Consider the following 25009-nt stretch of genomic DNA (forward strand, 5'->3'; position numbering starts at 1 on the left):
ACGGGGTTGATTTGTCGCGTTGGGCGAGTCGGGATCAAGCGGGATGGTGCCCCTCTATCAAGCATCGAGATAGAGACTGCCGCCTCGGGCACGCGGTGAGACGGCAGTTGGACGGAACGTGATAGCAAGCCGTGCCTAGTGCCCGAGCATCCAGGGGCGGGCTGTCTTCTTGGTCTGCTTTTGCAGAGGGGGGTGGGTGGTTTCGCCTGACTTTGCCGCGCTCGTGTTCTGTGTGCCACAAGTATGGGTTCCGCTGCAGCCACACGAGCTGCGCCGGACTTTCTTGGGCGCATGCTGGCTGCGTTCGTTGCGTTCCCAGCGTTGACGGTTGGATGGATCCATCAGTGACAGTCGCGGGGCACTGATCACTCGCGGGGCGTCGGTTCCGCAGGCCGGGCAGGTGTGCGGGGCGGATGATTCGGCGATGCGGCCGAAGTCGGAAAAGTCGCCGCAGTTCGGGCAGCGATAATCGTAAAGAGGCATCGGGCGTCTCCGGGGAGTGGGCTTGCCCGGCCCGCTATAGCGGGCCGGGCAAAGCACGTTTAGCTGGCGGTAGAGGTATCGACGTCGTCGCCGATCTCAATGGTTGGGCCGGAGTCCGAAATGTGGATATCGAACTCGAAGATTTCCGATGGGAGCCAAAGGGTGGCGCAGACATTCGGGATGTCCACGATGCCGCTGATATGGCCCTCTACGGGTGCGGTACCAAGGATCGAATAGGCCTGAGCCCCGGAGTAGCCGAAGTTTTTCAGGTACTCGATGGCGTTCAGACAGGCCTGCCGGTAGGCCACATGGGCATCGAGGTAGTGCTGCTTGCCCTGTTCGTCCACAGAGATCCCCTCGAAGATTAGGTAATCGCGAAACTGTGGATCCACCTGGCTCGGCTGGAACACCGGGCTGCTAATGTTGTACTTCTGCATGCCGCCTTTGATCAGGCCCACCTTTAAGTCGATCACGCCGGCCATCTCGATGGCACCGCAGAAGGTGATCTCGCCATCGCCTTGTGAGAAGTGGAGGTCCCCTACCGACAGTCCGGCCCCTTTCACGTACACCGGGAAGTACACCCGCGAGCCGCGCGACAGGTTTTTTATGTCACAGTTGCCCCCATGTTCGCGGGGGGGCACCGTCCGGGCGCCTTCGCGGGCTGCCCTCTTGGCCTCTTCGCCCTTCATGTCGCCCATGAGTGCGGTGTCCTCATAGGGCAGGGTGGCCAGCGGAGGTACCCGGTCGGGGTCGGTGTCCACCAGCGCCTGCTCGCGCGTGTTCCAGGTTTCCAGCAACTCGCGCGAGGGCAAGGTGCCGATCAGGCCGGGATGGATGGTTCCGGGGAAGCGGACTTTAGGAATGTGTCGGGAGCTGGTGTAGATGCCGTGAAAGTCCCAGATTGACTTACGCGCCTCGGGGAAGTGTTCGGTCAGGAATCCGCCACCGTTCTCGCGTGCGAACACCCCATTAAAACCCCAGAGCTGGTCCTGGCGTGGCCCAACGTCAAGGATGTCGACCACGAGGAGGTCGCCTGGCTCGGCCCCCTCTACAGACACGGGGCCGGTCAGATAGTGAACCTTGCTGAGATCGACGTCGCGGATGTCGTTGGCGGAATCGTTATTACCGACCTGGCCCCCTGTCCAGTCGCAGCATTCGAGGCGAAACTCGTCGCCAGGCTTGACGTGGACCGCCATTGGGATGTCCGGGTGCCAACGGTTGTGCGGTTTGATGTCCTGTTCTTCCGGGGCCTTGTTGATATCGTACGAGATCAAGGTTTCCGCCATGGGTCTCTCCAGTCTAGAAATTTCCGGCGCATCCCGGCAGGCGTTGCTTCCGGAATACGGCTCAGGCGTCCGGGCCTCGAAATGAGACGGCCGCTTTCTGATGCAAGCAAGAGGAAGCGAGAATCATGCCAGCAGCCCCAAGGCATTTTCGGCGGGTGCTTGATGGGTTTTGGTGAGCCTTCGGATCCGACCACAATGTCCGACAATGATCGTCATTGTCATTTTTCGGTTTGGGTGTGCCCCTGAGTGTTACTGCAGCTTGAAAGTTTCAGCCTTGGATTATCTGCGCGGTACCTCCAGACCCAGTTTTTCGACGCGATAGCGAAGCTGGCGAACCGAAAGGTTCAGCATCCGGGCTGCACAAGATTGGTTCCCTCCGCACCGATAAAGGGCGTCGAGGATGCGTTCTGCGTCTTCTTGGCGCACCCATTGGTACCGTCCCACTTCGCCCATCGTGTTGGGTGCAGACTTGTCCGAAAGTGCGTCCGCTGTTTGCAGTGGTCCTGTTGTTCCTTGAGGCAGGCGCACACTGGCTTGCTCCGTAAGGATTTGCTGGATCTGGCTTTGCTGGATCAGGTCGCTCTCCGCCATAAGGACCGCGCGCTCGATGACATTCTGCAGTTGCCGAATGTTGCCGGGCCAGCCGTAACGCTCCATTGCCGAGAGGGCTTCGGGGTGTAGTGCGATATTGCGTTGGTAGCGGTGGTTGAGTTCGTTGAGGAAATGAAGTGCAAGGGGGCGTATATCTCCCCGGCGAGCGCGCAGAGGAGGCAGGTACACGGGGACCACATTGATGCGGTAGAACAGGTCGAGCCGAAATCCGCCCGCATTCACATGTTCCTGCATGTCTTCGTGGGTTGCGGTGATGAGCCGGAAATTAACCGGAATTGGCCGCGACGCCCCGATCGGATCGACCTGGTGTTCCTGCAGCACCCGCAGCAGTTTGGATTGCAGCTGCAGTGGCATGTCGCCGATCTCATCGAGAAACAGCGTGCCACCGTCAGCTTGCTGGACCTTCCCCTTTTTGCGCCCTGATGCCCCCGTAAAGCTACCTTTTTCGTGGCCGAACAGCTCCGACTCCAGAAGATCGGGTGGAATGGCCGCGCAATTGATGCAGATGAATGGACGTTCGCTCCGGTCGGTCTGCTGGTGGATCATCCGCGCGAACTTCTCTTTGCCGGTACCCGACTCGCCCAGCAGCATGACCGGCGCGTCGCTGGGCGCGACCTGGATACACTGCTTGACCGCATCGAGAAGTGCTTCGGTGGAGCCGATGATGCCGTGTGCCAAGCTCTTCTGGAGCATCCCTTCCATGGTTACCGAATTGCGCAGGCTTTGATTCTCGCTCAGCAGGTGCTTCGTCTCCTGCCGGATGAACTCGCCGATCCGCATCACCTGTCCGATTGCCGATGCAGCGACTTTCAGCGTCGTGATGTCGGCTTCGAAAGGGGTTTCGTGTCCTCCTTCCTTTTGTACTGAGAGCACACCTACGGGGCGACCCGATTCCAGAATCGGTACGGCGATGAACGCGATCCGTGACGCGTCGTCGTCCGGCCGCTCGGTGATGCGCTGCAAGTACAGGGGTTCGCGGTCGATGTCCGGGACCAGCCCGGTTGATCCGGTACGCATCACGAAGCCCGTCACACCCTCGTCGTAGCCCACCGAGAATGCCCCTTTGCGCAGCCGGGCGTGGGTTAGACCGTACGAGTAGCGAACTTCCAGAACCTGGCCTTCTTTATTGGGTGCCAGGACTCTCCCGCAGTTGAGACCGAGCATCTGCGATAGCAGGCGCAGAATCCCCCGCACCGTGTGTGGCGGGTCTAGCGGCCGATCGAGCAGCTTCGCGATCTCCTGCAGCACCGAAAGCTGCAGGCGCAGCGTCTCGGGTGGCGCTCCCTGTTGGGTCTTGTTCATGGGCCTTCGTGTGTGGACATCAGGAGAAAGGGCGTTGGCCTAGTTCCATGCAGGAATCGCGCCGTTGGGTTGCGGCTTGTTCCGTGCGTCGAGTGCCTTGTCCTTTGCACGTGATTGCACCGTTATGCCCCGTTCCTGTGAACCATCTCGGTGCCGAAGCGGCGATGCGCCCCAAAGCGGGGCGTGCTTCCGGGATGGGCAGCCCTGGGGGGTGCGCGCGTAACTCTATGAATGTGAACTCTGGATGGACATTGTCAGTGGTTGGCACAAGCCTTGCACTAGGTCTCCTGCCGTTTCGAAGGCTGCGTTTAACGCGTGCTCCAAACCTGGACCTAACAAGGTAAATGACAATGACGGATATCAAGAACCCCTTTAGTCGCCGCAAGCTGCTCAAGTCGATGGTCGCCCTGCCGATCATGGCTGCCGGCATTGCGGGTTCTAAAAACCTGTTCGCCAAGCCGGCGACCTCGGACATTAACACCACCGGCCTGGCCGTGACCGATGACACGGTCAAGGTCGGGATCCTGCATTCGCTGTCCGGCACGATGGCGATCTCGGAGACCGGTTCTGTAGAGGCCGAGACCCTGGCGATCGAGCAGATCAACGAAATGGGCGGCATCCTCGGACGCAAGCTGGAGATCATCCTGGAGGATGGTGCCAGTGACTGGCCGACCTTTGCCCAGCGTGCGCGCAAGCTGCTGCGCGAGGATAACGTCGCCTCGATCATGGGCTGCTGGACCTCGGCGTCGCGCAAGGCGGTGCTGCCGGTGCTGGAGCGCGAGAACGGGCTGCTGTATTACCCGACGTTCTACGAGGGCCTCGAGCAGTCCCCGAACGTGATCTACACCGGCCAGGAAGCGACCCAGCAGGTGCTGGCGAGCCTGAACTGGCTGTATAACGAAAAGGGTGTGCGGAGCTTCTACCTGGTCGGTTCGGACTACATCTGGCCGCGCACCACCCACCGCATCGCGCGCATCCACATCGAGCAGCATCTCGAAGGAGCAGAAGTGGTCGGCGAGGACTACGCACCGCTCGGGGACACCTCGTTCGGTTCGCTGATCAACCGCATTCGTCTGCGTCGTCCCGACGCGATCTTCAGCGCCGTGGTCGGTGGATCCAATGTCGCCTTCTTCCGCCAGCTCAACTCCGCGGGCCTGCGTGGCGACAACACGCTGATGATGAATCTCGCGACCACCGAGGACGAGGTGCTGGGTATCGGTGGCGAGAATGTCGAGGGCTTCTACTCCAGCATGAAGTACTTCCAGAGTCTGGATAACGAGAACAACGAAGCGTTCGTCAAGGCCTTCAAGGAACGCTGGGGCGACGACAGCGTCATCGGCGATGTGACCCAGGCGGCCTATCTCGGTCCGTGGTTGTGGAAGGAGGCGGTCGAACGCGCCGGCAGCTTCGATGTTGAAAAGGTCACCGCGCATTCTCCGGGTATCGAGCTAGATACCGCCCCGGAAGGCTACGTCAAGGTCCACGACAACCACCACCTGTGGAGCAAGACCCGAATCGGCCAGTGGCGCCGCGACGGTCAGGCCGATGTCGTCTGGGAATCCGATCTGATCGAGCCCGATCCGTTCCCGGAAGGCTACTCCTGAGGTAACCCCGAAGGCGCACCGGACGCTTCGGCGGCCGGTGCGCACTTTCTGAATCCCGTAACGAGCCTCCCGGCTCCTGCTCCAGGGAATACCGTACATGGACTATTCAGCGCAGGATCTCATGGCGATCGCTGCCATGCAGGGTTTTGCGGGACTGAGCTTCTTCTCGGTCCTGCTTCTGATGGCCCTGGGTCTCGCCATCATCTTTGGCCAGATGCGGGTCATCAACATGGCCCATGGCGAATTCATGGTGATCGGCGCCTACACCACCTATTTGTTGTCCACCCTGGTCTCTGGACTCGGGCCGTGGGCAACCGAGTACTACATTTTGTTCGCTATCCCGGCGGCGTTCCTGACCGCCTTCCTGTTCGGGATGCTGGTCGAGTTCGTCATGATCCGGCATCTCTACCACCGGCCTCTGGATACGCTGCTCGCGACATGGGGCCTGGCGCTGATCATGCAGCAGGGTTTCCGTTCCATCTTCGGCGCGCGTGAAGTGAGTGCCTCTACGCCCTCCTGGCTGGAAGGCTCCGTGCGTCCGACGCCGATGATCGACATCCCGATTACCGGGATCGCGATCATGGTGCTGACGCTGATCGTCACCCTGGCGGTCGTGTGGCTGATGTATCGCTCGCGCTGGGGCCTGCGGGTTCGTTCGACCATGGCCAGCCGCGAGATGAGTTCTGCCGTGGGCATCAACACTCGCTGGGTGGATCGACTGACGTTCGCGCTGGGCTGTGGCCTGGCCGGGATCGCGGGTGCGGCGTTCACGATGATCTCCTCCACGGGCCCAACCTCCGGGACGCTTTATATCGTCGACACCTTCCTGGTGGTGGTGTTCGGTGGAGCGGGCAGTATCTCCGGCACCGTGGTCTCTGCGTTCCTGATCGCCCAGGGGCAGTCGATTCTCGAGTTCTTTATCGGCAGCTCTATGGGCAAGGTCGTCACCCTGCTGGTGATCATCGGGATCCTGATGTTGCGTCCGGAAGGCCTGTTCAAGAGCAAGGTACGCCGCTAGCCCGGCCCTTTAATGGAGTTGAGACCAATGAACGACATACTTTCTGCGGTACTGGGGAAGAAGGGATTGCCGGGCCTGCTGATTCTGGCCTTCGTGATCCTGGTGGTCTTCCCGCTGGTGATGGATGTTGACCGCATCAACCTGGCCGGGCGCTTTCTCGCCTTTGCTTTCGTAGCGGTCGGCCTGGTACTGGCCTGGGGCTACGGGGGGCTGCTGAGCCTCGGTCAGGGCTTGTTCTTCGGCATCGGTGGTTACGCGATGGCGATGTTCCTCAAGCTCGAGGCCTCGACCCCGGAAGCTACAGCCCACCAGACGACGCCAGGTATCCCGGACTTCATGGACTGGAACCAGCTCTACAGCCTGCCCTGGTTCTGGGAGCCCTTCCACAGCCTGACCTTCACGATAGTGGCCATCCTGGTGCTACCGGCCCTGTTCGCGATGCTCATCGGGTTCGCGCTGTTCACCCGGCGTGTGACCGGCGTGTTCTTCGCGATCATCACTCAGGCGCTGGTGACGATCGCGGTCATCCTGATCGTTGGCCAGCAGGGCTTTACGGGGGGTGCGAACGGGATTACCGACCTGCGTACTCTGAAGGGCTGGGACATCAATACCGACGAGGCCCTGGTTGTCCTCTACTACGTGAACGCCGTCTTGCTACTGGCCTGCGTGGCCTTCGGGATGTGGCTGCTGCGTACCAAGTACGGCCGGATCCTCATGGCCCTGCGCGACAGCGAGGACCGCATTCGCTTCTCGGGCTACAACGTCGCCTACTACAAGGTCTTCATCTTCGCGGTGGCCGGGACGATGTCGGGCATCGGCGGGGCGATGTTCACCCTGCAGGTCGGCTTCATGTCCCCCAGCATCATCGGGATCATCCCGTCCATCGAGTTCGTCATCTTCGCCGCGGTCGGTGGCCGGCTGTCGCTGGTCGGAGCGGTGTATGGTGCTCTGCTGGTGTCGTTCGGGCGGGTGTTCTTTGCCGAGGCCTATCCTCAGTTGTGGCTCTTCCTGATCGGTGCGGTGTTCATCGCCATCGTGATGTTCGCGCCGTATGGCCTGGCGGGTCTGTATGACAAGCACGTGAAGCCGCGCTTGCAGAAGTTCCTCAAGCGCAAGGGCCTGGAACCACCGCCCGATAGTGATGAGAGCACCGCCACAACCGACGCATCTGGCACCACCGTCACGGAGGCACGGAAATGACAACAAATACCTCCTTCCTCCTGGCGATCGAGGACCTGACCGTATCGTTCGACGGGTTCAAGGCCATCGAAGGGCTGAACTTCTACGTCGAAGAAAAGGAGCTGCGGGTGGTGATTGGCCCCAACGGGGCCGGCAAGACCACTTTGCTGGACCTGATCTGCGGCAAGACCAAAGCCACGGAGGGCTCGATCAAGTTCAAGGGGACCGAACTGACCAAGCTGGCGGAACATCGCATCGTGTGGGAGGGCGTGGGGCGCAAGTTCCAGACCCCCTCGGTCTACGAAGGCCTGAGCGTCTACGAGAACCTCGAGGTCTCCTACCCCAGTGGCAAGGGGGTCTTCGGATCTTTGTTCTTCAAGAACACTCCGGAGGTGGATCGCAAGATCCGCGACACGGCGGCCGAGATCTTTCTCACCGACTTTCTCGATCGACCGGCGGGCGAACTTAGTCATGGCCAGAAGCAGTGGCTCGAGATCGGGATGCTGCTGATCCAGGACCCCGAACTGATGATGCTGGACGAACCCGTTGCGGGCATGAGCGTGCGCGAGCGCGAGCAGACGGCCGAATTGCTGAATCGCATCAGCAAGGGTCGATCGGTCATCGTGATCGAGCACGACATGAATTTCGTCAAGGAGATCGCCCGTAAGGTCACGGTGATGCACCAGGGCAAGGTGCTGGCCGAGGGCGACATGGAGAAAGTGCAGTCGGATCCCCGGGTGATCGAGGTCTACCTGGGCCACTGATGCATCCCCTGCAGAGGATACAACCACATGTTTGAAGTAAAGGGATTGCGGACCGGCTATGGCCAGATCGAGGTCATCAAGGGGCTCGATCTGCACGCCGGCGACAACGAGACACTGGCCATCATGGGTCGGAACGGGATGGGCAAGACGACCCTGTTCAAGACCCTCATCGGGCTGCTCTCGGCCACCCACGGGGAGGTCCGGCTGGACGGTGAGGATCTGACCCCGCTGGCTGCCCATCGGCGTGTGGCCGGAGGGCTGGCCTATGTACCCCAGGGGCGCATGATCTTCCCCACCCTGACCGTCGAAGAAAACATCAATGCCGGTCTGGAGACGGTTAAGCCCAAACGGATCCCGAGTGAGATCTTTGACCTGTTTCCGGTGTTGCACGAGATGCGCCACCGCAAGGGCGGGAACCTGTCGGGAGGGCAGCAGCAGCAGCTTGCGATCGCGCGGGCGCTGGTCTCCAACCCCAAGGTGCTGTTGCTGGACGAGCCGACCGAAGGCATTCAGCCCTCGGTCATCAAGGACATCGCGAAGACCCTGAACGAGATCTCGCGTATGCGCGAGATCACCATCATCGTCTCCGAGCAGATCCTGAGTTTCACCATGGAGATTGCCGACCGTCTGCTGGTGATCGAATCCGGACAGATCGTCCACGAAACCGATCGCGCGAACTGCGACGAACAGACCATTAGCAAGTTCCTGTCGGTTTAGGCCGTCATTGCTTGCACCCACAAACGAGGAGAATCGATATGCGACACGGTGATATTTCCAGCAGCCCCGATACCGTGGGCGTGGCGGTGGTGAACTACAAGATGCCCCGCCTTCACACCAAAGGCGAAGTCCTGGACAACGCCCAGAAGATTGCCGACATGATCCTGGGCATGAAGCAAGGCCTGCCCGGCATGGACCTCGTGATATTCCCCGAGTACAGCACGATGGGAATCATGTACGACCATGACGAGATGATGGAGACTGCGGCCACCATCCCGGGTGACGAGACCGAGATCTTTGCGGCTGCCTGTCGCAAGGCGAATGTGTGGGGGGTGTTCTCACTGACCGGCGAATGTCACGAGGAACATCCGAACAAAGCCCCGTACAACACCCTGATCCTGATGAATAACAAGGGTGAGATCGTCCAGAAATACCGGAAGTGCATTCCCTGGTGTCCGATCGAAGGGTGGTATCCAGGCGACCGGACCTACGTTTCCGAGGGGCCGAAGGGGCTCAAGCTCAGCCTGATCATCTGTGATGATGGAAATTATCCCGAGATCTGGCGCGACTGTGCGATGAAGGGTGCGGAGCTGATCGTGCGCTGTCAGGGGTACATGTATCCCGCAAAGGAACAGCAGGTGAACATGTCCAAGTGCATGGCTTGGGCCAACAACACCTACGTCGCGGTTGCCAACGCGACCGGGTTCGACGGTGTCTACAGCTACTTCGGGCATTCCGCGGTGGTCGGGTTCGACGGCCGTACTCTGGGCGAGTGCGGCACCGAGGAGAACGGCATCCAGTATGCGCAGTTGTCGATCCCGGAGATCCGGGACGCCCGTGCTAACGACCAGTCGCAGAACCATTTGTTCAAGCTTCTGCATCGCGGTTATACCGGGATGCACGACTCGGGGGATGGCGACAAGGGTGTCGCGGATTGTCCGTTCGAGTTCTACCGGACCTGGGTCAACGATGCCGAAAAGGCGCGCGAGGACGTCGAAAAGATCACGCGTGACCAGGTCGGTGTTGCCAGTGCTCCGGTACGCGACCTTCCCTATGCGGCTAAGACGAAAGAGTCGGGCCGCTAAATGCGCCAAAGTCGGCTTGGCGGCCGGCAGTGGGCTTTCGATGAGAGCCGGTCTTCCAGATGGAGGACCGGTTTCCCCGCTGCAGCGCATGGAGGTCTGAACTGATGCCGTTTATTAACGATCGCCTCGCCGATACCGAACGCCGGCGCCTGGAGACGGAGCGACGGGTCGAGGCGGGGCGCGACCGCAGTGGTGCATCCGTCGCGGAGGGTGTCGACGCGGGTATCGAGAGCCGCTACCACTTCGACGTGGATGCGATCATGGCCGCGATTCGCCGCGAGATCCTGGGCCAGGACGATGCGGTGGCCGCAGTGGAGCGGATGCTGCGGATCGTACGGGCGGACATTTCCGATCCCCATCGACCCTTGCATACCGCGTTGTTCCTGGGCCCGACAGGTGTTGGCAAGACCGAGCTGGTGCGCGCCCTTGCGCGTTCGCTGCACGGCGATGCCGAGGCCTTCTGCCGGGTCGACATGAATACCCTGTCGCAGGAGCACTACGCGGCGGCCCTGACCGGTGCCCCGCCTGGGTATGTCGGCAGCAAAGAGGGCACGACGTTGCTTGACCAAGAGCGGCTCGAAGGCAGCCTGCGCAAGCCAGGCATTGTGTTGTTCGACGAGCTGGAAAAGGCCTCCGACGAGGTGGTGGAGGCCTTGCTTAACGTATTCGACAATGGGCTGTTGACGGTCGCCTCTGGCGAGCGCACCTACAGCTTTCGTAACACCCTGGTGTTCATGACCAGTAATCTGGGCGCGCGACGCCTGCAGCGGGATGCGGAGCGGCGTCAGGGGTTTCCTGGACGCTGGTTGTTGCGCGGGCCGCAACGGGAGCGTCAGTATCGCCTGGTGGAGCGCGAGTTGCTGGGCCGGTTTGCGCCGGAGTTCGTCAACCGCATCGACAGCATCTCGGTATTCCAGTGGCTGGACGGCGATACGTTGAACGAATTGGTTGACTTGGAGTTGGCGCGCCTGAACCGGCGGTTGGAGCGGCATCGCGTGGAACTGCACCTTACAGAGGCAGTGCATCGGCAGGTACTCGAGGCTGGGTACGATCGCAAGTTCGGCGCACGTGCCATGCGCCGGGCCATGCGTCACATCGTCGAGGCGCCGCTGGCGGAGTACCTGCTGAGCACCCCCAACCCGGACGCGGGGCCGCGTACCCTCGAGGCCATGCCCGGACAGGATTCGGTCACCTTTCGCCGTCTTGGAGTTCACGGAGCGGTGCCCGTCGGCGCATAGGACTCAAGCCCTCCCGCCGATCGGGGTTCGCCAGGGCCCCGTGTCGCGTGGGTAGGTCCTCCCTATGGGGGCCTGCCTCGCCGGAGCCAGGCCAAGGGGCGTGGAAAGGTCCCCGATAGCCGGGGCGGACACGCCCGTTAGACGGCGCGCGCCGGGCGCTCCAGCATACCGTGCTCGATGATGAAATCGGCCACCGTGTCCAGGCCCGTGCCGGTCTTCAGGTTGGTGAACGCGAATGGCCGCTCGCCACGCATGCGTCGACTGTCGCGGTCCATCACCTCCAGCGAGGCACCCACCCCTTCGGCCAGATCGATCTTGTTGATTACCAGTAGATCGGAACGCGTCACACCTGGCCCGCCCTTGCGCGGGATTTTGTCTCCGGCGCAGACGTCGATCACGTAGACCGTCAGATCGGATAGCTCCGGACTGAAGGTCGCGGACAGGTTGTCGCCGCCGCTCTCGACAAATACGACCTCCAGATCAGGAAATCGAGCGCCCAGGTCCGCAAGTGCCGACAGGTTCATCGAGGCGTCCTCGCGGATCGCGGTGTGCGGGCAACCACCGGTCTCCACGCCAACGATGCGTTCGGCATCCAGGGCGCCGTGCCGGGTCAGGAATTCGGCGTCCTCTCGGGTATAGATATCGTTGGTGACCACGGCGATGCTGTAGATGTCGCGCAGGCGCCGGCACAGTGCTTGGAGTAGGGCGGTCTTGCCGGAGCCAACCGGCCCGCCAATGCCGACGCGCAGGACCTGGGGGTGCAGGGACATGAGGGTTTCTCCTAACTTCTGAACAGGCGTGAATATTGGGTCTCGTGCAAGGCACTGGCGATCGCGACACCGGGTGCAGTGCCGCCAATCGCTATGTCTTCATGAGCGAGTCCCGCGCGGGTGGCCTGACCGATGGCGGGGGCCAGGTGGTAGAGCAGGCGCTGCCCGGCGGTTTGGCCTAGCGGTACCAGCTTGATCGCGGCTGCGATCTGGTTATCGCACCACGACCACAGGCTGGCCTCTGCACCTTCCTCGATGGGGATGCGCCAGCGCGCGAGCGCCAGCGCGAAAAGCGTGGCCCAGGTGGCATCGGGGTGGCGGCTCCATGCCTCCGCCTCGTCCAGGTCCAACTCGGTCAGCAGGCGGGCCAGTGCGTGTCCAAGTTGGCGATCTTCTGCGCGCAGTTCATGGGTCTCGCGGCTGGCACCCAGCCACGCACTGAGTTCCTCGACCGCGTCGGTGTCGCCCGTTTGCCAGGCAATGTACAGACGGTGCAACAGGGGGATGTCGACTCGTCCCAGGGTGTGGTCGAGTTGGCCCTGAATCCAGTCGGCCACGGCGGCCTCGTCCGCCACCCATCCGGCCTCGATAGCCCATTCCAGGCCGCCGGAGTAGCTGTAGGCGCCGACCGGGAGAGTGGGGCTCACCAGTTGCCAAAGGCGGCGGCGTGCCAGCCCGGGATCAGTGATGATGGCCATGACCGTGACCGCCGTGGGCATGGCCGTGGCCGTAGGCGCCCGCCTCCGGTTCGAACGCGGCATCCTCGTAGATCGGATTCAGCCCGATGCCACGCAGCATGTCGTCCAGCACATGATCGTGCAGGTAGCGCAGCACGCCTGGGCCGATCTGCAGTGCGATGTGGCGATTGCCCAGGTGGTAGGCGGCGCGCGCGAGCAGCAGCGGATCCTCGCAATACACCGTGCTGACCGGTTCCGGGGCGGCGCGAACCGTGACCCATTCACCGCTTTCCGCGCGCAGGACGTCCCCGTCGCGCAGCATGCCACCGCGTTCCAGGAATACGCCGACCTCGGTGCCGGTGTCTAGGGTGGCGCGAAAGCGACTCTTCACGCGGGTCTCCATGGGTAGGAGGAGGGTGCCGATGACGGGCATCTCCGTCGTGTTCGCTTGTTCGGTCAGTCGCAGCATGAGGGGGCCTCAGAATAGGAAGTAGCGCTGTGCCATCGGTAGTTCGGTGGCCGGCTCGCAGGTCAAGTGTTCGCCGTCGGCGCGCACCTCGTAGGTTTCCGGGTCGACCTCCATCTCCGGCAGCCAGTCGTTCAGCAGCATGTCCCGCTTGCTGACCTCGCGACACCCGTTGACGCCGACCAGGCGTCGCGTCAAGCCGAGCTTTTCGCCGATGCCGGCTTTCAGTGCGGCCTGCGAGACGAAGCTGACCGCGGTTTCGATGCGGGCGCGGCCGAAGCTGCCGAACATCGGCCGGTAGTGCACCGGCTGCGGGGTAGGGATCGAGCCGTTCGGGTCGCCCATCGGGGCTGAGGCGATCATCCCGCCCTTCAGGATCAGCGCGGGCTTCACCCCAAAGAAGGCCGGATCCCACAGCACAAGGTCGGCGAGCTTGCCGGGCTCGATCGAGCCCACCTCGTGGGCGATGCCGTGGGCGAGTGCCGGATTGATGGTGTACTTGGCGATGTAGCGCCGCGCGCGGAAGTTGTCGTGGGTGGCCGGGTCCTGTGCCAGTGAACCGCGCTGCACCTTCATTTTGTGGGCGGTCTGCCAGGTGCGCAGGATCACCTCGCCGACGCGGCCCATAGCCTGCGAGTCGGAGGCAATCACCGAGAACGCGCCGAGGTCGTGGAGGATGTCCTCTGCGGCGATGGTCTCGCGCCGGATGCGGCTCTCGGCGAACGCGACGTCCTCCGGGATGTGCGGGTCGAGGTGGTGGCAGACCATCAGCATGTCCAGGTGCTCGTCGATGGTGTTGACCGTGAACGGGCGCGTGGGGTTGGTGCTGGATGGCAGGACATGCGGCTGACCACAGGCCTTGATGATGTCGGGGGCGTGGCCGCCGCCGGCGCCCTCGGTGTGGTAGGTATGGATAGTGCGGCCCTTGAACGCGGCCAGGGTGTCCTCGACAAAGCCGGATTCGTTCAGCGTGTCGGTGTGGATGCACACCTGTACGTCGTATTCGTCGGCGACCGACAGGGCGCAGTCGATCGTGGCCGGCGTGGTGCCCCAGTCCTCGTGCAGCTTCAGGCCCAGGGCGCCGGCCTCGATCTGCGCGCGCAAGGCCTCGGGTTGGCTGGCGTTGCCCTTGCCGAGAAAGCCCAGGTTCATCGGGAAGGCCTCGGCGGCCTTCAGCATCTGCTGGATATGCCAGGGACCCGGCGTGCAGGTGGTGGCATTGGTGCCGGTGGCCGGGCCGGTGCCCCCGCCCAGCATGGTGGTGATCCCGGAGGTCAGGGCCTCCTCGATCTGCTGCGGGCAGATGAAATGAATATGGGCGTCGATGCCGCCGGCGGTCAGGATCTTCCCCTCCCCCGCGATCACCTCGGTGCCGGGGCCGATTACGATGTCGACGCCCGGCTGGGTATCCGGGTTGCCGGCCTTGCCCACTGCGTGGATGCGTCCGTACTTCAGGCCCACATCGGCCTTGACCACGCCCCAGTGGTCAAGGATCACCGCGTTGGTAATCACGGTATCCACCACGGCATCGTCGGCGCGCTGGCTCTGGCCCATGCCGTCGCGGATCACCTTGCCGCCGCCGAACTTCACCTCGTCGCCGTACACGGTGTAGTCCCGTTCGACCTGGATCAGCAGCTCGGTATCGGCCAGTCGGAGTCGGTCGCCGGTGGTGGGGCCGAACATCTCGGCGTAGGCCGCACGGGTGATGGTGTTGCTCATGTCGAAGCTCCGTCCAAGGGGCCGCCGATCCGGCCCTGGAATCCGAATACCCGGCGCTCGCCGGCATAGGCCACCAGTTGCACGTGGCGGCTCTGGCCCGGTTCGAAGCGCACGGCGGTACCCGCCGGGATGTCCAGGCGGAAGCCCCGCGCCCGGTCGCGCTCAAAGCGCAGGGCGTTGTTGGTCTCGAAGAAGTGATAGTGGGAACCGACCTGGATCGGTCGGTCGCCGCTGTTGGTGACTTCCAGGGTGACGGTGTCGCGGTCGGCGTTCAGCGTGATATCGCCGTCTGCGGGCAGGAGTTCGCCGGGGATCATCGCGGGTATCTCCTCTAATCTAACGGATGGGTTCGTGGACGGTGACCAGCTTCACGCCGTCGGGGAAGGTCGCCTCGACCTGCACCTCCGGGATCATCTCCGGCACCCCGTCGAGTACGTCGTCGCGGGTCAGGACCTCGCCGCCCAGGCTCATCAGTTCGGCCACCGAGCGGCCGTCGCGCGCGCCCTCCAGGATCGACGCCGAGATCAGCGCCATGGCCTCCGGGTAGTTGAGCTTCAGTCCGCGCGCCTGGCGCCGTTCGGCCAGCAGGGCGGCGGTGAACAGCAGCAGCTTGTCTTTCTCGCGAGGGGTCAGTTCCATGGGTCTCCAGATGTGTCAGGTGGTCCAGATGCGGGGGCTGCAGGGCGCGTGGCCGGTTACCGGCTCGCGCAGGAAACGCCACGCCCGCTGCAGGAGCGTGCGGACGATTTCCGCCCCGGGGCCCAGACAGCGCAGCACCAGTACGTCGCCGATGCGCGAGATGCCCAGACGCAGGCTCTCCGGTACCCCGAGGTGGTCGCGCAGGGCCTGGTCGATCCCGTCGGGGGCCGGGGTGGCCACCAGGTTGCCGACCACCGGATGGCCGTCGAGTCCCCAGGGCCGAGTCAGCAGCGGATCGCCGTGCTGCAGGTTCAGGCGTTCGTGCAGCAGTGCCTCGCCATCGCGTTCGATCCACAGGTCCTGGGTGCAGTCGCCCCGCTCGTAATGGTCCCCGTGGGCCGGGCGCCCCAGGCACAGGATGTCCCAGGTGCACAGCCGTGCGCTACGCGCCAAGTGGAAGCGGTTATGCAGCCGAACCCGGGACTGTCCGTGCAGGATGGTCTCCATCGGCAGGAACTCGAGGCTCGCGTCGGAGGCGACCGCGAACACCTGGTCCTGATGGGCGTCGGCCAAGTCGGTGCGATAGAACTTCGCGGCCGCCGGGGTGGTCAGCAGTGCCGCGCTGTCGGCGGCCAGCTTCACCTCCAGTTGCAGGCGGTCGCCGCCCGCGACGCCCCCCGGGGGGTGGATCACGTAGCTGTGGCAGACCGGACCCTCCGGGTGAAAGCTGCGCTGCACCAAAAGCGGCCCCTGGTGCCGGCGGCGCGCGAGAATGGTGCGACCATCGCGTGGCTCGTACCCGAGTTCGAGATGGCCCAGCCAGCCCGCGTCGGCGGTGCGAGCGTCCGCCAGGTTGATGGGGGCGATGTCCACTCGCTCAGACCGCGATCAGCAGATATACGCTGGCGACGACCAGCGCGCCGCCGGTGGCATGCCGGGCCGGCCGCTCCAGGGTCTCGTTGCGCGTAAGCCCGGCGGCCAGTGCACCGGTCGCGAGCAGCAGGCTGCTGGCCAGCAGGAACCCGCCAAGGAATGCGCCGGACGACAGCCCGGCGGCCATCCCGGCGGCCATCCCGGCGCCATGGGCGAAGCCGTGCAGGATCGCGAACCCGGCTGCGACCGCGGCAGTGAACAGGGTCGGTAGGCGCGTGCCGGCCCCCACCAGCAGTCCGGTCAGCAGCACCGAGGCCACGATACCGAACTCGATCACCGGCAATGGTCCCTGCGCGAGCCCGATCGCAAACCCGCTCGCCAGTGCAGGCAGGACCGCGGCCCCGACCAGCAGGGCGCCGCGCATCGTCCTGGAGCGGGCGGCCCAGAAACCGATACCGAGCAGCACCAGCAGGTGGTCCAGGCCCGACAACGGGTGCAGGAACCCGGCGCCAAGTCCGGCATGGTCATGACCCGGATGGGCCAGGGCGATCGCGGGGGTGCAGAACAGGATCAAGAGCGCGATCCAGCGGCGGTGCATCATGGCTTTGCCTCGTTTGAAACGGATGGGGGGAGCTTCGTGCAGTCCCTTGTCACCCAAGTGTTTCAGCAGGATCCATGCCATCCCCGTGGGGGCGCGTTTGTTGGCTAGTGCGGCTTATTGAGCGGAATGGATGCATTCCGATGGTGCGTCCTGGATGCGCCAGGTGGGCCGAATTGGTGCGGATGCACCATTGGAGGGCTTAGTGAGGGTGTGCGTCCGCGCGAGCCTCTTCACCGCGCGGACGCAGGGCCTCACGACTCGCGTTTGAAATCTTGGTAGAAATTCTCGTGCGTGCCCAGCAGTAGCAGGAGGCGGGTGGTGGGGTCGTACTCGTAGGCGAGCAGCATCAGTTGCTCGCGCGGCTTGAACTTGTAGGCCATGACCCCGGCCAGATCGCCTTTCTTGCTGGTGCCGATCTCGGGGTTGCGGACGATCTCGGCAACTGCTTCGTCTACGTCGGTCTTCTGGGCGGGATGGAGGCGCTTGTAGGCCCGCCGGAAGCGAGTGCTTTGCAGCACATCCACGTCCGCGGCCATTAGTCGCGTTTGCCCTCGGGGGTGAACGGGGTGGCGAGTTCCCGGCCCTCGGCGCGAGCGATCAGCAGTTCGCAGACGAAGTCGATGGGCAGGTCGGGGTTGTCCATGGCGGTGCGCCCCACTTCGGCCCAGAACTCGATCTGACCGGCGATGGTCCGGTGCTCGGCCTTGGCGTGGGCCCGGGCCTGCTGATACAGCGTCTCATCAATGCGGACGGGCAAACTCATGGCGTGCCTCCTCTGCTACAAATGTAGTCAGATTAGCGCGGCCCTGCATGGTTCGCAATGACGGGGCCAGCAAGCACCGTCATCGCGAGGAGCGCAGCGACGTGGCGATCTCCGTGGGCGCCCCAGCGCCGGCCCGGGCAAACGTCGGGGTTGCGTCGGGAGGTTACTCGCTGCGCTCGCCCTTCGGGCCGGCCTGCGGCCGTTCAACGCGCTTCGCGCTTTTGTGCCGCGGCCCCTTCGGCGCCTCGCAATGACAGGAAGGGAATCCCGTCATTGCGAGCGCAGCGAAGCAATCTCCCGACGATGGCACCGCGCTAAGGGGAGTTTGGCCGGGATCAGGCGAACAGCTTGCGGCGGAAGAACTCGGGCGTGGCCCCGGCGGCGCGGTGGATGGCGGCGTTGTAGTAGTGGGTGATAAACGTCGCCTCCTCGGCGGCTTCCTCGCGCAGGAAGGACACCGGGGCGTCCTTCGCCGCGATGGTGCAGGTCCACCAGCCGGAGGGGTAGGTAGGTTGTGGGAAGTGCATCGTCAATGCATCGATGAAGCCGGCCGCGCGCAGGCTGTCGTGCATCGGGCGGATGATGCTCTCGGTATGCAATAGCGGCGATTCGCTTTGCTGTACCAGCAGGCCATCCGGGCCCAGGGCCTTCACGCAGTCCTTGTAGAAGGCGGTGGAGAACAGGCCTTCGGCCGGGCCCACCGGATCGGTGGAATCGACGATGATCACGTCGACGGAGCCGGGCGTGGCGTCCTGCAGGTACTGCACGCCGTCGTCGAACAGGAGCTCGGCGCGCGGGTCGTCGTTGGCGTCGCACAGTTCCGGGAAGTACTGCTCGGCCAAGCGGGTGACGCGCTCGTCGATATCTACCTGCACGGCCTTTTGCACCTCGTCGTGCTTGAGCACTTCGCGCAGGGTGCCGCAGTCGCCGCCGCCAATAATGACCACGTTCTTCGGGGCGCTGTGCGAGTAGAGCACCGGGTGCGACATCATCTCGTGGTAGATGAAGTTGTCGCGCCCGGTGAGCATCACGCAGCCGTCGATCACCATCAGGTTGCCGAAGGCCTCGGTCTCGTAGATCTCGATCTTCTGGTAGGGGGTCTGTTCTTCGTGCAGCTTCTGCTTGATGCGCAGGGACAGCGCCATGTCTTCGTGCGGTTCGCTGAACCAGTTGTTGTCGAGTGCCATTGGGCGGCTCCCCTTGCGGATGCGGTGGACGGTATGATGCGCCGCTATGATAGTGCCCTGTATCCTGCGGGCAACTCTGCGCAACCTGTTATTGCGAGGAGCCGCAGGCGACGAAGCGCTTCCCCCGGAGGGCGTTCGTATTTCGGCGCCGTGCCAGCCTTCGGAGATTACTCGCTACGCTCGCCCTTCGGGCCGGCCTGCGGCCGTTCAACGCAGCTTCGCTGCTTTTGTGCCGCGTCGCTTCGCTCCTCGCAATGACGGGGATGTACCCGCTGTGAAACCCGGAATCGCCATGACCGTCACGCCCTGGAATCTGGATGAGGCCCGCGCCACCTACGGGATCGACCACTGGAATGGTGGCTTTTTCGATCTGAACGACGCTGGCCATGTGGTGATGCGGCGACCGGATTGGCCGGATCACCCGGGTGTCGATCTGCATGAGCTGGCCGGGCGGCTGCGCGAGGAGCATATCGGGCCGCCGGTGCTGGTGCGTTTCCAGGACGTGCTGGACGGGCGTGTGCGCCGCCTGGCGCGGGCCTTCGATGCGGCCGCACGCGAGCTGGACTACCAGGGCGCGTTCACGGCGATCTATCCGATCAAGGTGAACCAGCAGCGCAGCGTGGTGGATCAGATCCTGGCGGCGGGCGACACGTCGGATGCCGATGGCTTTACCCCACGGGTGGGGCTGGAGGCGGGCAGCAAGCCGGAACTGATGGCTGTGCTCGCGCAGTCGCGCCCGGGCGCCGCGATCATCTGCAACGGCTACAAGGACCGCGAATACGTGCGCCTGGCGCTGATCGGGCGCCAGCTCGGGCATCGCGTGTACATCGTGATCGAGAAGCCCTCGGAGCTGGAGGAGGTCATCCGCCAGGCCGAGCACATGGATATCGCGCCCCTGCTGGGGCTGCGCGTGCGCCTGGCGTCGATTGGCAAGGGCAAGTGGCAGAACACCGGGGGCGAGAAGGCCAAGTTCGGTCTGTCCGCGGCGGATGTGCTGGGCATCCTCGAGCGCCTGCGCGGCCTCGGCTGGCTGGATCGGCTGCAGCTGCTGCACTTCCACATGGGCTCGCAGATCGCGAACATCCGCGACATCCAGAACGGCATGGGCGAGGCGGCCAGCTACTTCGCCGCGCTGACCGAAGCGGGTGCCGCGCTTCAGGTGGTGGATGTCGGCGGCGGCCTGGGTATCGACTACGAGGGGTCGCGCTCGCGCAACGAATGCTCCATCAACTACTCGGTGGAGGAGTACGCGCTGAACATCCTGCGCCCGCTCAAGCGCATCTGCGAGGAGCATGATCTCGCCATGCCCGAGGTGTTCAGCGAGTCCGGGCGGGCGCTGACCGCGCATCACGCGGTGTTGATCACCAACGTGATCGACTGCGAGCCAGCCCCGGGGGATGGTGCTATACCGCCGGCGCCGGACGACGAGCTGCCCGAGATCGCCGCGATGCGCGCGCTGCTGGACGAGCGCGACCGCCCGGCCTCGGAGATCTATCACGACGCCGCCTTCGGCCTGTCCGACCTGCAGGCGCGCTTCGCTCGCGGGATGCTGTCGCTGGCGGACCGGGCGCGCGCCGAGGCGATTTACTTTGCGCTGTGTCAGCGCCTGCTGGCACAGCCGGATGCGCTGCCGGCCGAGATCCATGCCGAGCTGACGGACAAGCTGGCGGACAAGGTTTTCTGCAATTTCTCCGTGTTCCAGTCGATCCCGGATACCTGGGCGATCAACCAGATCTTCCCCATCATGCCGCTGCACCGCCTGAACGAGGCCCCGACCCGCCGCGCCGTGCTGCAGGATCTGACCTGTGACTCCGACGGCCACATCGAGCACTACGTGGAGCGCGAGGGTACGCACACCACCCTGGCGCTGCACCCCTGGAAAACGGGCGAGGCCTACTATCTCGGCATCTTCCTGGTCGGGGCCTACCAGGAGATCCTCGGCGACCTGCACAACCTGTTCGGCGACACCGACACGGTGAACGTGGAACTGACCGAGCAGGGCGGCTACCGCCTGCTGAACCCCGAACGCGGCGACACCGTGGATGAGTTGCTCTCCTACGTGCATTTCGCCCCGGACGACCTGCGCCGCGCCTTCCGCGCCAAGATTGATGCCATCGGCCTGCGCGGCGAAGCCGCCGGGCGCCTGCTGGCGGAACTGGAACACGGCCTGACCGGCTACACCTATCTCGAGGACTGAACCCATGCAGTGTTACGTCTATCGCGCGACCAAGCGTGCCGATACCTATGTGTATCTCCCGGAGAAGGACGATTTCTCCGAACTCCCCGAGGGCGTGGTTCGGGCGCTCGGTCGCCTGGAGTTCGCGCTGGAGTTCGAGCTGACCCCGGAACGCACCCTGGCCCAGGAAGACCCGCAGAAGGTCCTCGCCAACCTCGATGAGCAGGGCTTCCACCTCCAGTTCCCGCCTCCGGAAGAAGACCGCTAGCCCTGACCTAGCCGCTTGGGACCTTGCCGTCGACCTGGGGGCAGGACCCTCTCCGTCACCCCGGATCGTTGTACACCGTCGTCACCCTGCCGCCGGAGCCCTCTTCGGCGTCCTGGGCACCGGCCTCTCCCCCGTCATCCCGGACACCGCGCAGCGGTGATCCGGGATCTTGTGCGCCGTGGTCTGGCCAGGCCTTGGGGGTATCCGGCGTGGGAGATCCCGGCTCTTCGCTGCGCTGCGGCCGGGATGACGAGGTCGCTCGGCATTGTCGGGGCGAACTGCGCCGCTTTGGTCGGGATGACGGGTGCAAGCGCGCGGAGCCTGCGCTGAAAACGTGGAAGTCTCAGCGCGCCAACGCATAACTCTGTATAGTGTCGGCCCTTTTGCCAGTATCTAGAGTTTGCATTCCATGACCGAGAAGCTTCGCAATATCGCCATCATCGCCCACGTTGATCATGGCAAGACCACGCTGGTCGACCAGCTCCTGCGCCAGTCCGGCACCCTCGACAAGCGTGGCGATCACGGCGAGCGGATCATGGACTCCAACGCCATCGAGAAGGAACGCGGGATCACCATTCTCGCCAAAAACACTTCCATCGAATGGAAGGACTACCGCATCAACATCGTCGACACCCCCGGACACGCCGACTTCGGTGGCGAGGTCGAGCGCGTGCTGTCGATGGTCGACTCGGTGCTGCTGCTGGTGGACGCGGTGGATGGCCCGATGCCGCAGACCCGCTTTGTCACCCAGAAGGCCTTCGCCATGGGCTTCAAGCCGATCGTGGTGATCAACAAGGTGGACCGCCCCGGCGCGCGCCCCGACTGGGCCGTGGACCAGGTCTTCGACCTGTTCGATCGCCTGGGCGCGACCGACGAGCAGCTGGACTTCCCGATCGTGTTCGCCTCCGCGCTGAACGGCTTTGCCGGCATGGATTCCAGCGTCACCGAAGGCGACATGACCTGCCTGCTGGAGACCATCGTCGAGCATGTGTCCCCGCCGAACGTCGATGCGGAAGGCCCGTTCCAGATGCAGGTCTCCTCGCTGGACTACAACAGCTACCAGGGTCTGATCGGCATCGGCCGCGTGAAGCGCGGGCACATCAAGCCGAACAGCCCGGTGAAAGTGGTGGACCGCGAAGGCGGCGTGCGCAATGGTCGCATGCTGCAGATCATGGGCTTCCACGGCTTGGAGCGCGTGGAGGTCGAAGAGGCCCGCGCCGGCGACATCATTACCTTCACCGGGATGGACAAGCTGTTCATCTCCGACACCCTGTGTGATCCGAACCACGTCGAGGCGATGGAACCGCTCACCGTCGACGAGCCGACCGTGAGCATGACCTTCCAGGTCAACTCCTCGCCGTTCGCCGGGCGCGAAGGCAAGTACGTTACCTCGCGCGTGCTGCGCGATCGCCTGCAGGAAGAGCTCAAGCACAACGTGGCGCTGCGCGTCGAAGAGGGCGAGGACCCGGACAAGTTCAAGGTCTCCGGCCGCGGCGAGTTGCATCTCGGCATCCTGATCGAGAACATGCGTCGCGAGGGCTACGAGCTCTCCGTTGCGCGCCCCGAGGTGGTCATCAAGGAAGTCGACGGCGTGCGGCAGGAGCCCTACGAAGCCGTCACCGTGGATGTCGAGGAGCAGCACCAGGGCACGATCATGGAGAAGCTCGGCGAACGCCGCGGCGACATGACCAACATGGTCCCCGACGGCAAGGGCCGCGTGCGCCTGGACTTCATCATCCCGTCGCGCGGGCTGATCGGATTCCAGACCGAGTTCATGACCGCGACCTCCGGCACCGGCATCCTGCACCACATCTTCGACCACTACGGCCCGTACCAGCCCGGTTCGGTCGCCTCGCGCCAGAACGGCGTGCTGATCGCCAACGCCACCGGCAAGGCGCTGGGCTTTGCCCTGTTTAACCTGCAGGATCGCGGCAAGATGTTCATCGGCCCCGGCGAAGAGGTCTACGAGGGCATGGTCATCGGGCTGCACTCGCGCGAAAACGACCTGGTCGTGAACGCGCTCAAGGCCAAGCAGCTCACCAACGTCCGAGCTTCCGGCACCGACGAGAATATCCAGCTCACCCCGCCGATCCGCATGACGCTGGAACAGGCCATCGAGTTCATCGACGAAGATGAGCTGGTCGAGGTTACCCCGGAGAGCCTCCGCATCCGCAAGAAGTTCCTGGTGGAACACGAGCGCAAGAAGGCCTCCCGCGCCTCGGCGTAACCGCCAGCGCCGATGCCCCTCCAGGGGCCAAGGCAAAGAAAAGCGCCCGGTCGGTTCAGCCGCCGGGCGCTTTTTGTTTGTGCATCGAGCCGCTGCAAACAACGCCTACGTCATCCCGGAAATCGCAGCGCGATGATCCGGGATCTCCATAGGGCGCCCCGCCCGGGGGCAGGGCAGGAAAGGCGTCCTAGTGAAAGAGACCCCGGTTCACCGTTTCGCGGCCCGGGGATGAAGGCGTGCAGCGCGCGCGGGATCCAGCGTCACGTCACCGACAATATGCCTTTTGACTCGCGCTGCCCGGCTAGCAGTCGCTCGGAGCAAAAGGCAAGGTTTGACCGTGTAGCCGTGTGGTGCACATGAATTGATATGTGGTGTGGTTACGATGCCTGGAGATCCTTCCGACGAATTCCAACCAGCGCGACCAGGCCAGTGAAGAACAGAGCGAGTGTCGCCGGAACAGGGATTTCGTTCGGCGGTCCGTTACCACCAATCGCCTCTCCCGCAATCGTGGCGCCGTCGAACGCCAGTCCCGACTGGTATGCCGTATCCGACCAGTTCACTACGCCGAACTGCAGGGCGTAGTTCCCGGTCTCCAGGAAACTAAAGCTGCTGTTGATCCAGCCGGTGTAGCCACAGCCACCCGACCAGCAAGTCCCTGAGCTGTCTCCCAGAGGAGACCAGTCCGGGGCGCCGGCAATGACGGGGGTTTCGGATGGGTCGAGCGATACTTCGGCATCCGGTTCAGGAAGGTTGAAACCCGGCACGGTGTCACCATCTGGTGTCGTGCGGGCCGTGAACAGCTGGAGCGCCGGGTTCAGGTTGCTATCCAGAAGCAATGCCCAGGCATAGTCGGTGAAGGTGCCTCCATCCGATGTAACGTAATTGAAGAAGAAGCTCAACTCGTCGCCTTCGTTGGCGCTGAACAGTGGCGAGGTAATCGTGGATCCGGTCGTTTCCGATCCGACATCCAGGCCGTCGATCGACGGGCCATTGCTGGTCGATATCCACCCATATTCCGAACTACCGAAGGGCGAAAGCGTGACGTCCCCATCCGCGGTGGACGTGCCGCATGACCGGGTTCTACCCCGTTTCGGCGGACGGTTTGGAAAGGGCTGAAAACTTCAGATCCTGAATGGCGATGCGGCGCCGCATCCTTGGATTGTGGAACCGCTCAATGTAGCCAAACAGATCGGCCCGTGCTTCGTCTCGTGTCCGGTAGCGCCGATGGTGTACGCGTTCGCGCTTTAGGACGCCGAAGAAGCCCTCGCAAGCCGCATTGTCACCGCAGTGGCCAACGCTGCTCATGCTGCACAGCAGCGTATTCCGCCTCAGGAAGCGCTGATAGTCACCGCTCG

25 protein-coding genes and 1 pseudogene are annotated in these 25009 nt (G+C 63.7%); 10 read left to right on the forward strand and 16 right to left on the reverse strand.

The features are described from left to right. Positions 1–135: 135 nt before the first annotated feature. The 3 genes from D579_RS14955 to D579_RS0113080 all read right to left on the reverse strand — a co-directional run bounded on the left by D579_RS14955 (position 136) and on the right by D579_RS0113080 (position 3683). Complete coding sequence (locus D579_RS14955) at positions 136–483, reverse strand: zinc ribbon domain-containing protein (RefSeq protein ID WP_038050514.1); 348 nt, start codon at positions 481–483, stop codon at positions 136–138. A gap of 59 nt (positions 484–542) precedes the next feature. Then, a complete protein-coding gene (gene fmdA / locus D579_RS0113075) occupies positions 543–1769 on the reverse strand; it encodes a formamidase (RefSeq protein ID WP_018952266.1) in 1227 nt (408 codons plus the stop codon). A 279-nt stretch (positions 1770–2048) separates the two neighbouring features. Beyond that, positions 2049–3683: a sigma-54-dependent Fis family transcriptional regulator gene (locus D579_RS0113080; RefSeq protein ID WP_018952267.1), complete on the reverse strand. Its 1635-nt coding sequence runs from the start codon at positions 3681–3683 to the stop codon at positions 2049–2051. A 350-nt stretch (positions 3684–4033) separates the two neighbouring features. On the opposite strand from D579_RS0113080, the gene urtA reads away from it, so the two are divergent. The 7 genes from urtA (at position 4034) to D579_RS0113120 (ending at position 11288) form a co-directional block, all read left to right on the forward strand. Continuing rightward, positions 4034–5287 carry an urea ABC transporter substrate-binding protein gene (gene urtA / locus D579_RS0113085; protein WP_018952268.1) on the forward strand — a complete coding sequence of 418 codons (1254 nt, stop codon included), beginning with the start codon at positions 4034–4036 and terminating at the stop codon, positions 5285–5287. 97 nt (positions 5288–5384) lie between these two features. Beyond that, the gene (gene urtB, locus D579_RS0113090) at positions 5385–6305 is read left to right on the forward strand and encodes an urea ABC transporter permease subunit UrtB (RefSeq protein WP_018952269.1); all 921 of its coding nucleotides are present in this window, start codon (positions 5385–5387) and stop codon (positions 6303–6305) included. Positions 6306–6332: 27 nt separating this feature from the next. Then, a complete protein-coding gene (urtC, locus tag D579_RS14310; RefSeq protein WP_018952270.1) occupies positions 6333–7505 on the forward strand; it encodes an urea ABC transporter permease subunit UrtC in 1173 nt (390 codons plus the stop codon). Further along, complete coding sequence (urtD, locus tag D579_RS0113100) at positions 7502–8248, forward strand: urea ABC transporter ATP-binding protein UrtD (protein ID WP_018952271.1); 747 nt, start codon at positions 7502–7504, stop codon at positions 8246–8248. Before urtC ends, urtD begins: the two co-directional genes overlap by 4 nt. A 27-nt stretch (positions 8249–8275) precedes the next feature. Next, on the forward strand, positions 8276–8965 hold the full coding sequence (gene urtE / locus D579_RS0113105; RefSeq protein ID WP_018952272.1) for an urea ABC transporter ATP-binding subunit UrtE: 690 nt from the start codon (positions 8276–8278) through the stop codon (positions 8963–8965). Positions 8966–9003: 38 nt separating this feature from the next. Continuing rightward, a complete protein-coding gene (locus tag D579_RS0113110; RefSeq protein ID WP_018952273.1) occupies positions 9004–10050 on the forward strand; it encodes an aliphatic amidase in 1047 nt (348 codons plus the stop codon). A gap of 104 nt (positions 10051–10154) precedes the next feature. Then, complete coding sequence (locus D579_RS0113120) at positions 10155–11288, forward strand: AAA family ATPase (RefSeq protein ID WP_018952274.1); 1134 nt, start codon at positions 10155–10157, stop codon at positions 11286–11288. Between the two features lie 137 nt (positions 11289–11425). Here D579_RS0113120 and ureG read toward each other — a convergent pair whose 3' ends face one another. The 11 genes from ureG to speE form a co-directional block, all read right to left on the reverse strand. Next, the gene (gene ureG, locus D579_RS0113125; RefSeq protein WP_018952275.1) at positions 11426–12058 is read right to left on the reverse strand and encodes an urease accessory protein UreG; all 633 of its coding nucleotides are present in this window, start codon (positions 12056–12058) and stop codon (positions 11426–11428) included. Between the two features lie 11 nt (positions 12059–12069). Then, a complete protein-coding gene (locus tag D579_RS0113130; RefSeq protein ID WP_155985615.1) occupies positions 12070–12756 on the reverse strand; it encodes an urease accessory protein UreF in 687 nt (228 codons plus the stop codon). Further along, the gene (ureE, locus tag D579_RS0113135; RefSeq protein WP_018952277.1) at positions 12740–13204 is read right to left on the reverse strand and encodes an urease accessory protein UreE; all 465 of its coding nucleotides are present in this window, start codon (positions 13202–13204) and stop codon (positions 12740–12742) included. Before ureE ends, D579_RS0113130 begins: the two co-directional genes overlap by 17 nt. Before the next feature lie 9 nt (positions 13205–13213). Next, the gene (gene ureC / locus D579_RS0113140; RefSeq protein WP_018952278.1) at positions 13214–14920 is read right to left on the reverse strand and encodes an urease subunit alpha; all 1707 of its coding nucleotides are present in this window, start codon (positions 14918–14920) and stop codon (positions 13214–13216) included. Continuing rightward, on the reverse strand, positions 14917–15237 hold the full coding sequence (locus D579_RS0113145; protein WP_018952279.1) for an urease subunit beta: 321 nt from the start codon (positions 15235–15237) through the stop codon (positions 14917–14919). The genes ureC and D579_RS0113145 overlap by 4 nt, the downstream gene beginning before the upstream one ends. Positions 15238–15256: 19 nt before the next feature. Continuing rightward, positions 15257–15559: an urease subunit gamma gene (locus D579_RS0113150; RefSeq protein WP_018952280.1), complete on the reverse strand. Its 303-nt coding sequence runs from the start codon at positions 15557–15559 to the stop codon at positions 15257–15259. 15 nt (positions 15560–15574) lie between these two features. Continuing rightward, positions 15575–16426 carry an urease accessory protein UreD gene (locus D579_RS0113155; protein ID WP_369791813.1) on the reverse strand — a complete coding sequence of 284 codons (852 nt, stop codon included), beginning with the start codon at positions 16424–16426 and terminating at the stop codon, positions 15575–15577. Positions 16427–16436: 10 nt separating this feature from the next. Next, a complete protein-coding gene (locus D579_RS0113160; RefSeq protein WP_018952282.1) occupies positions 16437–17033 on the reverse strand; it encodes a HupE/UreJ family protein in 597 nt (198 codons plus the stop codon). Between the two features lie 251 nt (positions 17034–17284). Then, positions 17285–17569, reverse strand: coding sequence for a type II toxin-antitoxin system RelE/ParE family toxin (locus D579_RS0113165; protein WP_018952283.1), 285 nt, complete (start codon positions 17567–17569; stop codon positions 17285–17287). Continuing rightward, positions 17569–17796, reverse strand: a complete 228-nt coding sequence (locus tag D579_RS0113170) for a ParD-like family protein (protein ID WP_018144627.1) — start codon at positions 17794–17796, stop codon at positions 17569–17571. The genes D579_RS0113165 and D579_RS0113170 overlap by 1 nt, the downstream gene beginning before the upstream one ends. 335 nt (positions 17797–18131) lie before the next feature. Beyond that, positions 18132–18983, reverse strand: coding sequence for a polyamine aminopropyltransferase (speE, locus tag D579_RS0113175; protein WP_018952284.1), 852 nt, complete (start codon positions 18981–18983; stop codon positions 18132–18134). Positions 18984–19275: 292 nt separating this feature from the next. Here speE and speA point away from each other — a divergent pair, with 292 nt between their 5' ends. From speA to typA, 3 genes are all read left to right on the forward strand, one after another. Next, positions 19276–21180 (forward strand): biosynthetic arginine decarboxylase, encoded by a 1905-nt coding sequence (gene speA / locus D579_RS0113180; RefSeq protein ID WP_018952285.1) that lies wholly within the window; start codon positions 19276–19278, stop codon positions 21178–21180. A 4-nt stretch (positions 21181–21184) separates the two neighbouring features. Next, positions 21185–21427, forward strand: a complete 243-nt coding sequence (locus D579_RS0113185) for a YcgL domain-containing protein (protein WP_018144623.1) — start codon at positions 21185–21187, stop codon at positions 21425–21427. Between the two features lie 409 nt (positions 21428–21836). Beyond that, positions 21837–23654, forward strand: coding sequence for a translational GTPase TypA (typA, locus tag D579_RS0113190; protein ID WP_018168341.1), 1818 nt, complete (start codon positions 21837–21839; stop codon positions 23652–23654). 377 nt (positions 23655–24031) lie between these two features. Here typA and D579_RS14315 read toward each other — a convergent pair. Both D579_RS14315 and D579_RS14960 read right to left on the reverse strand, forming a co-directional pair. Further along, positions 24032–24715: pseudogene (locus tag D579_RS14315) on the reverse strand (NF038132 family protein); the annotation flags it as partial. Positions 24716–24734: 19 nt separating this feature from the next. Beyond that, the coding region (locus D579_RS14960) for an IS3 family transposase (RefSeq protein ID WP_018952287.1) at positions 24735–25009 on the reverse strand (275 nt) is incomplete at its 5' end.

The sequence above is a fragment of the Thioalkalivibrio sp. AKL12 genome, assembly GCF_000377925.1.
Classification (GTDB): Bacteria; Pseudomonadota; Gammaproteobacteria; order Ectothiorhodospirales; family Ectothiorhodospiraceae; genus Thioalkalivibrio; species Thioalkalivibrio versutus.

Coding starts and splice junctions, on each gene's coding strand:
- D579_RS14955 (WP_038050514.1), bottom strand. CDS start 483: ATGCCTCTTTACGATTATCGCTGCCCGAACTGCGGCGACTTTTCCGAC.
- fmdA (WP_018952266.1), bottom strand. CDS start 1,769: ATGGCGGAAACCTTGATCTCGTACGATATCAACAAGGCCCCGGAAGAA.
- D579_RS0113080 (WP_018952267.1), bottom strand. CDS start 3,683: ATGAACAAGACCCAACAGGGAGCGCCACCCGAGACGCTGCGCCTGCAG.
- urtA (WP_018952268.1), top strand. CDS start 4,034: ATGACGGATATCAAGAACCCCTTTAGTCGCCGCAAGCTGCTCAAGTCG.
- urtB (WP_018952269.1), top strand. CDS start 5,385: ATGGACTATTCAGCGCAGGATCTCATGGCGATCGCTGCCATGCAGGGT.
- urtC (WP_018952270.1), top strand. CDS start 6,333: ATGAACGACATACTTTCTGCGGTACTGGGGAAGAAGGGATTGCCGGGC.
- urtD (WP_018952271.1), top strand. CDS start 7,502: ATGACAACAAATACCTCCTTCCTCCTGGCGATCGAGGACCTGACCGTA.
- urtE (WP_018952272.1), top strand. CDS start 8,276: ATGTTTGAAGTAAAGGGATTGCGGACCGGCTATGGCCAGATCGAGGTC.
- D579_RS0113110 (WP_018952273.1), top strand. CDS start 9,004: ATGCGACACGGTGATATTTCCAGCAGCCCCGATACCGTGGGCGTGGCG.
- D579_RS0113120 (WP_018952274.1), top strand. CDS start 10,155: ATGCCGTTTATTAACGATCGCCTCGCCGATACCGAACGCCGGCGCCTG.
- ureG (WP_018952275.1), bottom strand. CDS start 12,058: ATGTCCCTGCACCCCCAGGTCCTGCGCGTCGGCATTGGCGGGCCGGTT.
- D579_RS0113130 (WP_155985615.1), bottom strand. CDS start 12,756: ATGGCCATCATCACTGATCCCGGGCTGGCACGCCGCCGCCTTTGGCAA.
- ureE (WP_018952277.1), bottom strand. CDS start 13,204: ATGCTGCGACTGACCGAACAAGCGAACACGACGGAGATGCCCGTCATC.
- ureC (WP_018952278.1), bottom strand. CDS start 14,920: ATGAGCAACACCATCACCCGTGCGGCCTACGCCGAGATGTTCGGCCCC.
- D579_RS0113145 (WP_018952279.1), bottom strand. CDS start 15,237: ATGATCCCCGGCGAACTCCTGCCCGCAGACGGCGATATCACGCTGAAC.
- D579_RS0113150 (WP_018952280.1), bottom strand. CDS start 15,559: ATGGAACTGACCCCTCGCGAGAAAGACAAGCTGCTGCTGTTCACCGCC.
- D579_RS0113160 (WP_018952282.1), bottom strand. CDS start 17,033: ATGATGCACCGCCGCTGGATCGCGCTCTTGATCCTGTTCTGCACCCCC.
- D579_RS0113165 (WP_018952283.1), bottom strand. CDS start 17,569: ATGGCCGCGGACGTGGATGTGCTGCAAAGCACTCGCTTCCGGCGGGCC.
- D579_RS0113170 (WP_018144627.1), bottom strand. CDS start 17,796: ATGAGTTTGCCCGTCCGCATTGATGAGACGCTGTATCAGCAGGCCCGG.
- speE (WP_018952284.1), bottom strand. CDS start 18,983: ATGGCACTCGACAACAACTGGTTCAGCGAACCGCACGAAGACATGGCG.
- speA (WP_018952285.1), top strand. CDS start 19,276: ATGACCGTCACGCCCTGGAATCTGGATGAGGCCCGCGCCACCTACGGG.
- D579_RS0113185 (WP_018144623.1), top strand. CDS start 21,185: ATGCAGTGTTACGTCTATCGCGCGACCAAGCGTGCCGATACCTATGTG.
- typA (WP_018168341.1), top strand. CDS start 21,837: ATGACCGAGAAGCTTCGCAATATCGCCATCATCGCCCACGTTGATCAT.